The organism is Marinobacterium sp. xm-g-59 (assembly GCF_013283315.1).
Classification (GTDB): Bacteria; Pseudomonadota; Gammaproteobacteria; order Pseudomonadales; family Balneatricaceae; genus Marinobacterium_E.
Map to the genome: position 1 here is coordinate 21,568 of NZ_WBYR01000007.1, position 14,332 is coordinate 35,899.

Sequence of the window (14,332 nt, forward strand, 5' to 3'; positions counted from 1 at the left end):
ATAACTTATCTAGACTTGGCTTTGATTTTTTCTATCTTGCGATACAGCGTGCGAACCGTGCATCCGAGCTCGTCTGCAACCGCCTTCTTATCACCGCCATGCTTCACTAGCAGTTCCTCGATAAACAGGAGTTCGCGCTCCTTTAGCGAAAGGTTTTCTCGCTGTGCGCGTTGAGCTGATGGCGCTGTTGATGAGACTGGCGAACCAACCACCGGTTGGGGTTGTGGGCGCGCCTGAGGTGCAGGCGCACTGCCCTGATCGGCTGTACTTAGGTCGTCAAGCGACTGATTGGTTGCAGAGAACTCCTGCAGTTTTGAATCCACGGTATCGGTATCAACCTGAGCCCCTGGAGCACCAGACCAACGCCCTTTTCGACGAGCATCGTTAAGCTCAGCCGGCTCTACTACCGGAGCAGAGTTTGCTTCTTGAGTGGTCAGGGTATGTGTCTCAGTCGATCGTTCAAGAGCCATTGGATCATCGGCGTTATCCACCATAGTCGATTCAATGCTGAACGTGCGATCCTGCAAGTCTTGGCTCTGGCTGAACACTGAGCCGCCGGTAATCGCGAACTGCATCACACTCTCATTGATGACATAACTCGTGGACTGCGAGATTGCTCGTAACAGGATGTTGCGCAGCTCAATCAGGTTACCGGTGAAGCTGTGCGAAAGCAGGCGGTTGTAGGCCGAACGATCCAACTGGTAAGGCTGACCCGGCGCAATTTCACGCAGGATATTTGCCGAGAGCAGATCGATATCCGCAATACGCTCGTTCAGTGTTGGCGTATTAATCACCATCTGGGCGAGCATGTGATACAGATCGTTTCTGAAACGACCCGCTTCAACAAGTGCGGTTAGGTTAGCGGACGTTGAACAGACAAGACGCACGTTGGATGCGATCACATCATTCGAGCCAACCGGCGTAAATACACCGCTCTCCAGATAGCGTACCAACTGTGCCTGCATATCCAGTGTTAGCTCTGCCACCTCGTGCAGATAGAGTGTGCCCTCTTCTGCCAAGAATACGGCACCTTTGCGCACCATCTCAAAAGCGGAGTTCTGCATGCCGAACAGTTCGATACCAAAACGGCTATCGTTCAGTGCAGTACAATTGACCGTTACAAAGCGGCCATCAGCCCTACGACTCGCCTTGTGAATAGAGAGCGCACACTGTCGGCGACCCGTTCCTACCTCACCGTTGATCAAGACGTTGGCATCCAAACGGGATGAACGCTGTAGGTTTTCAATCAACAGTTTGAACGCTTCACTGGCAGCCATGGCACACTACTCCTAATGTAATATTTGTCATATGTGGCAAAAATATTCTTGTTTGTCGCATCTGTCAAACTCCTATTTTTCACCAAATGACTGATTCAATGTCTTGACAACTGGCTTGAGCAGGTATGTCAGGACTGACCGGTTACCGGTCTTAATGTCAACCTGACCGGTCATACCCGGGATCAGCTCGACCTCTTTTCCAATCGATGTAAATACGGGGTTTGCAGGCATCATCAGGTGGACGATATAGAAGGTTTGCTCCTGCCCTGGACGGCTCCCATCTTCGACAACTGTGTCGCCCGAAATGAACTTGACGTTTGCTTCAATTGTCCCGTAAATGCTTGAGTCAAAAGGGTCAAGACGCAAAGTTGCCATTTGGTTCAATGACAAGTCAGCAATGTCTTTGGGCGCTACTTTCGCCTCGAGAAGTAGCTGATCATCTTTAGGGATAATCTCCATCAACTCTTCGCCCGCTTTGAGGACTGCACCCATGGTCGTGACGTTGATGTTCTTCACATAACCTGGAATCTGAGCCACTACATCTGAGCTCTCTACCATATCGGTGCGCTGGTTCAGCACTTGGCTCGACTGCGAGAGTTCATCGCGCGCTTCAGCTAGTTCGGTACTGGCTTTCTCACGGTATTCATTTATGCGGCTGCGCAGTTTTGCTTCAGCGTCGATGACCGCTTTTTCCGCGGTAAGCACCTCCATCTGATCCACATCACCGGTGGCCTTAAGCTGATCAACAATCCCCTTTTCGCGTTTAGCTAGGCGCAGGTTGTCGCGCAATGCGCTGACATCGTTGCGAAGACTCGCTTTGCGACTCTCGTAGAGTGTGCGTTCGATATCAACGATTTCAGCAGCCCCTTTAACGAGCTCCGGCTCAAACTGCGGCTCTTCATCAGATATCTCGGCAGTTAAGCGTGCGATTTTGGCTCGCAAAGCATACACACGGGCTTGGATCTCGTTACTTGAGGCTTCAAAACGCTTGGAGTTAATCTTTGCGAGAATCTGCCCCGCTTCAACGAAGTCACCCTCTTTTACATACAGCGCATCAAGAACACCGCCATCCACAGACTGAATCACCTGCACACGGCTCTGAGAAAACACTTTTGCCTGTGCCCGAACAAACTGGTCCAACTCGAAATAGTAGGACCAGGCGATAAAGCCTGTGAAAGCAGCGAAAACAATCCATACAACGGCTGTTCCGCTGTAAATCTCTTTAGTCTTAGCCATTGCTCACCGCCCTAGCGCTCTTTGGGCGCAGTTGTACCGCTGACGCAGGCGCGTCATTCGCGATCTGACCGTTATTCATCACAATGACTCGGGTAGCCAGATCCATCGCCAATTTAGGATTGTGGGTAGCGAAGAGTAGAATATCGGTCGGACGCATCCGCACTTTGATCGCCTCAACGACCGCCGCTTGAGTATTCGGATCGAGTGACGCAGTGGGCTCATCAAGCACCCAGACGCTGGAGTTGCCCACAAACATGCGCGCAATAGCGACGAGTTGCTTCTGCCCGCCCGAGAGACCAACACCGCCCTCGGCAATCTCAAGGTCTAGGCCTTTCTCGCTCTGATCAGCGATAGCGTTGAGACCTAGAAGGTTGACCACACTGAGAATTTTGGTGTCGCCGATTGGGCGACCCAGAGTGAGGTTGCTCTTCAAAGTACCTTTGAATAGTTCTGGGGTTTGCGGCAGATACGCTAGGTTCTTAGCGATGTATTCAGGGTCGAGTTCCCAAAGGTCGGCATCGCCCAGACGAATGCGTCCGGCACTGGGTTTGTAGAGACCGGCCAGCACTTTTAGAAGAGTAGATTTACCTGAGCCGATACTCCCAAGGAGCGCGATTCGCTCGCCCTGCTTCACCTCCAAACGCTCTACATTAAGGATCTTCTGCCCCTCTTCCGAGTACTGAAACTCCAGATTTTGCACGGAGATGCGAGCTGGGCGAACATCCGGATAGACATAGTCGACGCCCTGATTACGCTGTTCTGGAATAGCCCAGAATGCGTCTATCATCTTCATTGACTGCGCCACGCTCTCATACTGCACAAGATGACCTACCGCCTGGCCCACAGGGCCCAGTACTCGGCCACCCAAAATTGAACAGGCGATCATGCCACCCATAGTCATCTCACCCTGACCGATCAAGTAGACGCCGATAACGATCGCAATTACATATGAGACCTGTCCCATTGTTTGAGATGTAGTGGTCGCGTTGGTGGAGATACGCTTCTGCTTGAGGCTGTACTCGGAGATTGAGTCGTTGATCTCATTCCACTCATGCTCAAACATCTGGTAGGAGCCAACGCTTCGGATTGTTTCGCGTCCGCGAATACTATCGACCAAGACACCTAGCTTCTCGTTCGAGCGCATCACTAGGTTTGCCGCTAGGTCCTTGCAGCGCTTCTGTGCAATCAGTGCCATGATGATGCTGACCACCAAAAATGCGCCGTAAACAAAGGCGATCTGTCCACCGATAAGGTAGATAACACCGAGGAACATCAGTGCAAACGGCATATCCACTAGCGAGAATACAATCGTCGAGGAGAAGAACTGACGTACCGACTCAAGACCATTGATCTGGGCCGTCAGTGTACCAACCTGATTTGGCAGCTTGTCGAGCTGCACATTGAGAAGGCGCTTGTAGATGTCCGCTGAGATCTTCTTATCGATAAACGATGAGTTGTGATCGACAATCTTGGAGCGGGTGATTTTGAGTAGCCAGTCGACCATGTAGATGATCGATACGCCAGCCACCAACGAGGTCAGTGTCTCCATCGCCAAGGTCGGCACAACACGGTCATACACCTGCATCGCAAAAAGCGACGAAACTACAGCAAAGAGGTTAACGATGACCGTGGCGATCGCGATATTCACCAACCACACCGGATGCTCTTTGAAGTTCTTAAAGATCAGACCCTTGGTCGTGATGACCTTCTGCTCCGGCGCGCTCTCATAACTGGTCTGTCTGCGCTCTAGCCAAGTGACGACGGTTACAGGCAAATGCTCAGGTTCAAGCTCAACCTCATCCAGCGTGACCTGATCGATGATGCGATAGAGTGTGTCGCTCTTCTCGATAATCTTCCACTGTCCGTCATGGAAGATAATCCCTGGCAGGTTGCTATCTTGTAGCTGAGACGTTGAGGTATGCGCCACATTAAGATCATTTAGACCCAGACGTTTAACTACGAACTGCAAGGTCTCGAAGGGCGTAAAGTTTGTCAGCTCCTGGAGGTCCTCAAAGGCCTTATCCAGAGCTCCGACATCATATGTGGCGCCACTGTTCGCCAGCAGGGCCATGGTTAGTTCTTTAGTAATCACTGCTCAGGCCTCACTCGATCTTATCGTTCTTATCCGCAATGATCGGTCGATCACTGGGGTTATTCATTTTTGCCAGAATGGCTTTTGCTTCGGCCTTTTCTGCCTCCGAACCATCACGGCCGATCTCTTCGAGCAGCATCCGAGCCATCACTTCATCACCCATGTTCATGTAGACAATGGCTAACTGCAGCTTCTCGCTCTTGTCGGCGCCGGCAACTGCAGGCTTGGCTACTTTTTCTGGTTGTTGCTGAACCGGCGCGCTTGGCTGTGCCGGGGGTCGTGCCGGCGCTGGGGCAGGCTGAGTCGTCGGCGCCTGTGCTCGCGGCGTAGCTGGATTCACAGGGCCTGCGGGTTTAGCCGGATTAGCTGGCGGCGGCGCTGGCGGTACTGTTGGTCTGGCTGGCCGGGGTGCAGGCGCGCGCTGTACTGCTGGGGCCTGGGGCTCTTTGGTTGGACTAGCCTGAGCCTGTTCTACCCTCGCAGGTATCGCTGGGCGCTGCGGTGCTGGGCGCACTGGCGCTGGTTCTGGATCATTCCAATGAGGCTGTTGGGGGCTCGGTTGTTGCGGGCTTGCCTCTAATGGGTGCCAAGGTTGCGGCATCTGCACGGCCGCTGTTTGAGCCTGTGTATGCTGAAGCTGCTGATTGTGGCCCATCAGTGAGGGCAACGCCTTGAGTAGATCACTCATCATGGAATGCTGGTCGTGCTGCACCGAATGATGACGCGAGTCTGAGTTCTTGTGCATAAACAGCACGACAACAAACATCGCTAAGAGAAGTAGCACCGCCAGTGCGATAACGACAATGTAGAACGGGAACTGCTCAGTGCCATTGGAGACTGGTTGGCTGCTCGACTGCATCGGCGGGTAAAAAATCTGTGGTTGTGGAGCGGGCGTGGAGTAGATCGCCGCTGGCTGCATCGGCTCAACGACCGGCGCCGGCTGTGCCGCTGGGGTCGTCACTGAAGATGACTGCGCAGCAGGTGCTACAGCTGCCACAACCGGTTTTGATACGGCTCTTACCGCGGTTTTAGCGGGCTGATCGTACTCTTTAGCCGGCGCGAAATTTGCAGCTACCTGCCCTGACTGAAGCGACAACTCTACAGGATAGACGCGACGAAACTCTTTGAACTGCACATCCAGTATCAACGTGAAATTAGCACTATCGACTGGGGTTGATGTGGTAATAAGGTAGCGATTGACGCCTAACTTGCGCACGGTCGCGGTATTGAAAAACGCAGGTCGGGTGTAGCCAGCTTTTTGGTACTCCGCTTCTGATGCCACAGTGACGCTAACTGGGTCAGTAACAGATGAACCAAATTCGGCGACGCCATAGACCGGCTTACCGATGGACGGAAATATATTGAGTTTTAACCCCTCATTCGCCAAAGCGACATTGAGCCCTATAACCAGTAACAGAGCGACTAACGTAAGCAGTCTAATGAAGCGTTTGGCATGGATTGATGCCATATAATTTGAGTTAACCATAGATATTTACATCCGTTTCAGCGTCAATGTGGTCGACACCAGCGGGTGTAACGACCTGTGTGTTATTCAAAATTGAATCTGGTGTTGCAGGCTGAGCAGCTGCGACCGCATCGTCAGTTGTGCTCAGTTCCTGAATTTCGCCATCGATCAGCATCTCGAAATCGGACTCGTCCGAGAGGTAAGCTGAGAGGTCAAGTAGATCGGTATTCGGTTCAATCCCTTCGGGGGCGATGAACGGTGCAATTACCATCGGGTAATAGTCATAGAACTGCTCGAGTACCTGAGTCAGCTCTGGGGCAATCTGTTGCACGTATGGGTTTTCGCTTGCGGCGACGGCTTGAACAGCGTCGGCAATTAACGGGTCGAGCTCGCATTGATCTAAACCGCTCGCAGGGTCAAGCAGATCGAGCGTTGAATTGATTCCACCGGTAAGGTTATCCAGCGTAGAGAGAGCCGCTAATACCAGACCGTGGTTCTCTGCAGCAGAGATTCCGTCAGCTGTATCAAACCCATCCGCTGTTGTAACTGTGATTTGGCCGCGGGTGTCGGTGAGGCTAAACAGCCCATACAGCTGTGCCATCGCCTGATCATAAGCGGCATCCAGATCCAAAACGCTATTTGCCTCTGCTAAACGCAGCGCCAGCTCTGTCAGTGGCGTCACGCTGATCGGTTCAAGCGCTACTGAATCTTCGTAGTTGATGAGCGCGCGTAGACCAAATCCTGCCGTGGTTTGGCCGTAGTCCTTTAGCTCGCCGCTAAACTCATCGAGGTAATCAAGCTCTGCTGAGCCGTCCAGAATATTGATGATCGCCGGGCCGCTGTAGCTAGCTGGCATCAGGTCGACATAGTCGATTGCACCGTTGAGTGGATTGAAGTCGGTCTCGCCGAGGAGTTCGCCCTCTAGGGTATAGGCTTTGACAATTAGGGAGTCGGTGACGAATTCGCCGGCCACAATCCAGGTGCTCGTGTCACTGTTGTAATCGTGTACAGAACCATCGATATCGACAAACGTCGTTTGATCGTAATCGTAGTAAGATTTTGCGGTGTTATTGCTGTCCACGCCCGTAAGTTGGCCCAACACCAAATCAAACACTAACGAGCCACCTTTCAGATCATCAAGCGACACTCCATTGGAGGTCGCTAGATCAAAGACTAGAGTATCGCTTTGTGTCGCATCCGTGCCCGAAGTAAACGTGGCGACAATCTCATCTGTGCCTACCTTCGTGACATTAATTTCTGTGTTGGCGGGAATGATCAGTTGTTCGCTGTAGCTCAGCGTAAAGCTTGTTGTTTCTAGCTCCACTGTCTCGACAGTGGGTTGAATATTGTTAAATGACCACTCTCCTGCAACATCAATCGCTGAAAAAATGAGATCGGCGTTACCGCCGGCGCCAGTCAATGTAACGCCGTCATCGAGGACGATGGCGTGAACCGAGACTGTTCCAACAAAGTCAGTATCCATGGGCTGTGTCACCTGGAACAACAAACTGCTGGCATCATTTGGGTCGACCGATTGCAGTGCGGCGTTGAGTTCTTTCACCACTGGATTACCCAATGAATCAGCCCCAGTCAGGTGTAGTACAGCCTTGACCCCTTGTACATCAGACGGGGTCACCGGCTTATCGAAGGTGACTTGTAATGGCAATGTAGCACCCTGCAAGGGCGAAACATTCCATTCGGCACTGATCACTTGCGCAGCATTTGGAGCAACATCGGACACAGCGACAGTCAATGTTTTGTCTGAAAATTCATCACCATTGCTTGCGCGAAGAGTAAAGCTGAAACCATTGCTCGCATTGCTCTCGTAATCTAAGTTCTCCAGCGCGGTAATTGCACCCGAACTTGAATCAACTGAGAAAGGCACGGTGATAATTGGCTCGTCATTCACATCGAGCTCTGAATTCTCAACGATCGAATACTCAATAGTTCCGTTAACGCCAGATGCCAGCGTTGCGATACTTGGCTGGAAGGTTGTCCCGGCCAGAACTTCTGGGGTCTCAATATTTTCTAGCGCTGAATCAAACACTGGATTGGTGCCGTCATCCAGTACAGCGACCGTTAACGGAAGGTCCTTGGGAACGCCCTGCTCATCGGTTGCACGAATTCGGAAGTTGAGCGTAGACAGCGTTTCATAATCGAAAGTCACGTCATCTTTGAATACAAGATCCCAGTACTCCGGCGAATCTGCATTCTGCGTGATGGTAAAGAAGTCAACGGATCCGTCTAACAGAGTCAAAACTGCAGCGGGATCATCAACGCGCAACTCCCAAGCATAAGCCGAAAGATCTGTATTCTCTTCAACTGTCGCAAGACTCAAGCGCATTTCGGAGAGTTCGATACTCTGCCACTCACCAGTGGCGATATTTCGCTCTTTCAGGGCAACGAAGTTAGCTGCGGTACCGCTCTCATTGACATCCAAGCGCACATTTTGAGTAGCCGTTTTACCGTCTGCTCCAGTGGCGATAAGCGTGAAGGTATAGACGCTCTTTAGATCGTAATCTGGTGATGCATTGATACTGACGTCACCGGTATCTGGGTCGACGGTCAGGAGTTGGAAGTCACCGGTACGTGCTAGCGAGAATACAACTTGATCCGACACATCACGCTGACTATCGTCATCATAGATGTCAGTAACTGTGCCCGGACTGTAGACCAGCGCGCCCGCTTCCACATACTCCTCAACCACACGCACAGCATCGTAGTCATCCTCAGCAGTACCATCATCTTGGAATTGAGGTGCGCTCTCATCCAGGTTACCGATATGAGCTGCAATGCTGGCTGTTCCGCCGATATTACCTGCCGCATCGACGGCATTTACCGTCAGGGTTATCTCTTTCGTATCCTGATCAACCAACCGATCTTGAACCAAGGATTCGAAGTCAAATTGCCATAAGCCGCTGACTGCGTCTTGGCGGATACTGACACCGCCGGTATCAGGGTTAATTTGGAAATATTGCTGATCTTCGGCGCTCAGTTCGTATGTGATTGATGAGGTATCGTCCGACTGAGCGATGAAGAACAGAGTGGACTGATAAGGCTGATTCTCCAGTAATTCAATCAGACCACCAGTGATCTCATCGCCATTGGAATCAACAAAGATAGGAGCCGTAGGCGGCGTCGAGTCAAAAGTAAACACACCGCTTTTCGTCGGCACACCAATAATTAGGTCACCGGCTGAGTCCAGCATTCTTATGCTGTAGTTGATATTGGTGTTATCTAGCTGCGCGGATTGGAGTGCGGTTAAGGCGGTCAGATCGAAAGTTGAACTGCCCAGATACCCCGCACTGGTAACGCTCGTATCGATTGATGCAACGAGAGAATCATATCCATCCAAGGTAAATTCAATTTTTGCGCCAGCCGGCGACGCAAAGCTGAGAATAGAGAACTCTGCATCAGGACGCAGCACCCCTTCAGTTGTATCCACACCCAGAATTGAGGCACCTACGTTGTAGGTGACCGTGGTCATCTCATCAACCGGTGAATACTGGGGAATCTCATTACCCGCAAGATCACTGACTACCAGTGTGTCGAGGAAAACCGCGTCCGGGGCAATGTTCAGCGTTGTATCGTCAACAGTGACACCCTGCACCACGAATGTTAGTTCTGAGGTGACACCGGTTGTGTCGGCTGGAACTACCAGGGCTGCTTGATTCGGCTCACCAACTAGATTGGATAACTGCAGATAGCTGGCGTCTGTTTGAGCAACTAGCGTAGTCCAGTCGATAGTTGCACTGGCATCCAACTTAGCGACTACTGTGACGTCTGCTTGGTCATTTTCATCAATGACATAGCTGACCAGCATCTCGGAAAAATAAGGGAGACTGGTGTCGATCGTGTAATTTCGATCCAGAAAAAGAGAAACCTGATCTCCGGTGTTACCGCTGGCATCGACTTGGTAAGCTTGAACCTGCTTTGACGTTAGGACACCCTCGGGCAGTGCAATGGTCGTTACGTAAGTGTCGCCTGAACGAGTCCAGCCACCAGAAGGGGGAAGAGCTTCGATAAAGGTCTCCCCTGCATCCAGCGAGTAATTGAGAACTGCGTATTTCTCCAACCCGAAGACCTGAACGATCGAGGTACGTGTGATGCCATCCGAGGCAGAGGCGCCTGTATCCGTTATCGAAAGTGAAAGCTCGCTCGGCGCAACCGTGTCAACCTCGGGATTAAACAGCTCCAGAAGTTCAAGTCCATTGCCAGCCAAGTCAGCGTAGGTGTCGGCTGGTATTACAGCCGAGCCGATTCCCTCGAACGGCTTATCAAGCACAAAGTCCGCAGTAAATTTCAGCGGATTTTGTGGGTCAACTATAGGGGCAATAAGGGTGTTTTGATCATCAACGGCAAGACTCAAACCACTTATTTGAAGACCTGAAAAATCAGGCGGCCACTCAGCCAATTTTTCAGAAAACAGGATGTTCAGCTGATACATACCAGCGTTGTTCTCGGTCAGGGTCTCAGTGGTATCTATCCAGAGTTTGACAGTCGGTGCGGCCTGATCAATATCCAGAGTTCCTGTGCTCTCCAAGCCAGATTCAGGAACTACGGCTCGAACATCAAAAGACGTTTCACTCCCCGCTGCTGGTTGTACCCATTCTCCGCTTACGGGTACCGCCGTTGCTAAATCAATCGACCATGCACCATTAACGACCGTGACATCCTCAAAGGTAACGATAATCTGCTGATCGGTCCCAATAACGGAAACATCTAACGTCTCACCCTGTTTTAAATTTGCTGTACCGCTGACCGTCGGCGAAAGCTGGCCGCTAACCGAATCAGTCACTACGGGTGCGACGGATGCACTGAGATCAACAGTGAAATCATCTACGGCTAAATCACTGCTCATCAACTCCGTACCATCAAGGTACATCGCGATCCGTGCTGTGACTGTGTAGTCGCCATCGTTAAGTGGCAGGCTTAATTCAGTTGCAAATCTTGAGGTTTCTAACGGTGTTGCTGTTGCAGTATCGAGCGTCCACTCGTATACGCCCGCCTCTGTCTGACTGGCAACCGGTGTCACCTCGTATTCAATCAGCTCTTCACCGGTTGAGGTGGTTTGGCTCAGTTTGACGATGAGTTTGAGATTTTCATTCAGCTCAGGAGATGTGCCGGTGAAAACAGGTGACTCGACATTGACGATCGCTAGATCGTTGACTGTCGGACTTGGCGGCGCCACTCGCAGCTCGCTGGTCGTTTCATCTGTTGAACTTAGCTGCGACTCACTATTCGTAACAGTTGCCTCTACGTCGTAGATAACACCCTGCTCCAGCTCTGAGAGTGTGCCAGAGACAACATCAAGATCCTCCGCGCGTAGATTGAGGGCCCAATCGCCATTCTCATCGGGTGTGACATTGACAACGACGCCATTCACGGCGACGGTTAATTGCTCGCTCGCCCCCAAAACAGCCGTGCCCTCAATGATGGGGAGCGTGTCAGACACGTTTTGTGTGTCGACCGTAGGAAGTTCAGGCGCCGTTGTGTCACTCTCATCAACATCTAATACTTCGATTGTGATGGCTTTTTCAGTGACATTTCCGGCGATGTCAGTCGCAATCAGTGTCAGCTCATAAATATTGTCGCCGTCGTCATCGCTCGGCGCTTCAAAATCGGGTGCCTCTTTAAATTTGATGGCACCGGTTAGCGAATTAACCGAGCAAGCAGCTTTGTCAGCACCATCGATAGAGTACTCCAGGGTTGTTTCATCCGTTGCAAGCGCAACACCTATATCGGCACTGTCCAGCAGAGAATCTGTCGTTCCCTCATCAAAACTGAGTGCAAGCTCATCACTGTCAAACACAGGCGCGATACGATCGAGCGTGATGCCGACATCATTTGTAACAGTGGCGTCTGACACCAGCGTCGCAACCATGTCATACAGCCCGTCATCGAGGGCCTGCAGTTCAGCCGCTTCTATTGCAAACAGTGCTTTGTTATTGCTGACAACCGCTTCGTAAGTTGTACCGGCAAACTCCAATTCGATGGTTTCGCCGTTGTCTATGTTCGCTGTTTTAACCGTCACAACGGCATCGTCAACATCCTCATCGATACCAAGCTCTGTTCCGAAAGTTGTTACGATACTGGTGATACTCGCGGCAGGTGCCGCTACTGTCCCACCGACGCCACCAACGCTAATGTTGATATCCCCACCCTCCGGCGTAGGGGCAAGGAGGGCAGCAGCGGGCGCCGCAGCACCCATCGCCATCATCGCAGGACTGATACCACCCGCAGCAGCCGCTGGTGCGGCAGTTCCAAACATTGGGATCGCACCTGACAAACCACCGTAAGAGGCTTGCATCAGGCCGGGAACGTAATCGGGGAAGTAGACCTCAGTCTCGGGTCCGAAACTGGCCAGCATTGTCTGAGTGCTATAGGGCGTGCCCATGTCACCGAAGAATTCACGAATTATGACAATGGTGCCATCGGGTAGAAGCAGTTCTAGATTGGGTCCGTTTTGTCGCCCCTCTACAAACGGAATCGGACTGAGAGAGGAGCCGTCCAATAGGGTATAGCTGGCCCCTGCTCGTGCGAGCAGCTCACGCATTTCGGCCACATCGTACACAGTCGATGCGGACTCGAAATCTTCTTTGATCAGGACCTGCCTTTGGTCAAGGATCATCGTGCCATCGTTACCCTAAATTGGTCAAAACTATGTCAAATTACAAATTGACACACTTATGACAATTATGTCAGGTATGGCAAATAGCGTCAACGATAGACGTGACACTATTGTCAATGATGGCAAAAATAGACGAATAACCTTATTAAAATCAATATCTTGAATGAACCTAGCGTTCAAGCAGGGCTCATTAAAAATATGACACACAGGCGCGAAAAATGGGTAGAAGATCCATTCTTGACAGAAAAAACAATATGAGTGTCAGTCGTAATCAAACCGCTCCAGCAGAATACGATCGTCAGATACGCCCTTCTGTTTGAGTGCCTGATACACCTGGTCCATCATCGGTACAGGCCCGCAAATAACGAAGAGCCAAGTGTCAAACTCAGCGTCGGAAAAGCTCTGCTCAATCAGCTTCTGATCGATTAAACCGACCTCACCCTGCCAACCCTCAGTTGGCTCTGACAGCACAAGTATTGGGTTGTCATCAGCCAGCTCGTCACGACAGACAATCTGATCCTCAGTCCGGTTAGCGTATATCAGACGATACGAACGCGGATCATCGGTTTGTTTGAGTTGCTGAAGTATTCCAAGTATCGGTGCCACACCCACACCCCCTGCAATCAGAGCAACACCGGGTTCCGAGCGGCCATCGACGATCAAACTACCATAAGGGCCATCCAAGTAAGCACGCGCACCCACCTTGGTTTCACCGAGCGTTGAGGTGAAATCACCGAGCTCTTTGATCACAAAACAGATCTCAGGCCCCTCTGCGGGTGCCGACGCGATAGAGAACGGGTTCTCGCTGATTGAGAAACTTGAATGACCGAGCTTCAACCAGGCGAACTGCCCGGCTTTGTAATCCATCCCCGGATGCCCATCCGGCAGCAAACTCAAGCGCCACTGTCTCTCTGACAACCTTTCCACCCGACTCACCTTCCAGGGTTTGCCCAGTTGTTGAATGGGCGAAATCAGATAGCGGTACACTAGCGTCAGAAGCGCAATCAGCGCCATGACTTGCCATAGCAGCGCTACAGTTTCGTGTGCCGCATACCGCCCCGCAGACAAGGTATGGTGCAGAAGGAGTCCAACCAAGGCTGCGGCGATTAAGCCGTGCAGCCGTCGCCAGGTCTCATAGCGATAGTCCAGCGACGAGCGCCAGACTGCCAACACAACAAGCACTGGTAGCAAAATAAAAGCGATCACACCTGTCGAGATCGCGGCAAAGTCAGTGGCGACTGCAAATTGACGCGTGCTGTCCCACGGCCAAGGGCCTGTTGTTGGGGTCGATTCGTAAAGAAAGGGATGAAGCAGAGCAGCGATCAGCGCACACCATCCAATGATGCGATGAAACCTCATCGTTGCATCCATGCCAACCTTGCGTGAGAAAGATTTAACCCGGCCAGACAGAACAAATTCAGAGAGGATCATCGCGAACGCAAGGATACCCAATACTGAACCAAGCTCTTGCCAGAAAATGCGTGGATGACCTACGAAGTACCAGGAGGCCAGCAGGGGTATTGCAATAATCAGTACATAAAAACCTATCAACAGTCCCTTCTTCATCTCAACCCCTCCGTAACGCCCCGTATCAAAAACTCTCAGTATCAATATAGGTCAACGTTACGATA

General features: G+C 51.5%; 6 protein-coding genes. All 6 read right to left on the reverse strand.

The window, feature by feature from the left end; translation table 11 throughout:
* Positions 1 to 5 precede the first annotated feature (5 nt).
* A complete protein-coding gene (locus tag XMG59_RS08650) occupies positions 6 to 1,277 on the reverse strand; it encodes a sigma 54-interacting transcriptional regulator (RefSeq protein WP_173481968.1) in 1,272 nt (423 codons plus the stop codon).
* Positions 1,278 to 1,349: 72 nt separating this feature from the next.
* On the reverse strand, positions 1,350 to 2,513 hold the full coding sequence (locus XMG59_RS08655; RefSeq protein ID WP_173489332.1) for an HlyD family efflux transporter periplasmic adaptor subunit: 1,164 nt from the start codon (positions 2,511 to 2,513) through the stop codon (positions 1,350 to 1,352).
* Positions 2,506 to 4,605: an ATP-binding cassette domain-containing protein gene (locus XMG59_RS08660; protein WP_173481971.1), complete on the reverse strand. Its 2,100-nt coding sequence runs from the start codon at positions 4,603 to 4,605 to the stop codon at positions 2,506 to 2,508. Before XMG59_RS08660 ends, XMG59_RS08655 begins: the two co-directional genes overlap by 8 nt.
* Positions 4,606 to 4,615: 10 nt before the next feature.
* Positions 4,616 to 6,091, reverse strand: coding sequence for a FimV/HubP family polar landmark protein (locus XMG59_RS12225; protein WP_173481972.1), 1,476 nt, complete (start codon positions 6,089 to 6,091; stop codon positions 4,616 to 4,618).
* Positions 6,084 to 12,701: a cadherin repeat domain-containing protein gene (locus XMG59_RS08670; RefSeq protein WP_173481973.1), complete on the reverse strand. Its 6,618-nt coding sequence runs from the start codon at positions 12,699 to 12,701 to the stop codon at positions 6,084 to 6,086. The genes XMG59_RS12225 and XMG59_RS08670 overlap by 8 nt, the downstream gene beginning before the upstream one ends.
* Positions 12,702 to 12,962: 261 nt before the next feature.
* A complete protein-coding gene (locus XMG59_RS08675) occupies positions 12,963 to 14,267 on the reverse strand; it encodes a ferric reductase-like transmembrane domain-containing protein (protein ID WP_173481974.1) in 1,305 nt (434 codons plus the stop codon).
* Positions 14,268 to 14,332: the final 65 nt, after the last annotated feature.

Bases quoted from the DNA above. Each gene is read 5' to 3' on its own strand.
- XMG59_RS08650 (WP_173481968.1), bottom strand. From the start codon at position 1,277: ATGGCTGCCAGTGAAGCGTTCAAACTGTTGATTGAAAACCTACAGCGT.
- XMG59_RS08675 (WP_173481974.1), bottom strand. From the start codon at position 14,267: ATGAAGAAGGGACTGTTGATAGGTTTTTATGTACTGATTATTGCAATA.
- XMG59_RS12225 (WP_173481972.1), bottom strand. From the start codon at position 6,091: ATGGTTAACTCAAATTATATGGCATCAATCCATGCCAAACGCTTCATT.
- XMG59_RS08655 (WP_173489332.1), bottom strand. From the start codon at position 2,513: ATGGCTAAGACTAAAGAGATTTACAGCGGAACAGCCGTTGTATGGATT.
- XMG59_RS08670 (WP_173481973.1), bottom strand. From the start codon at position 12,701: ATGATCCTTGACCAAAGGCAGGTCCTGATCAAAGAAGATTTCGAGTCC.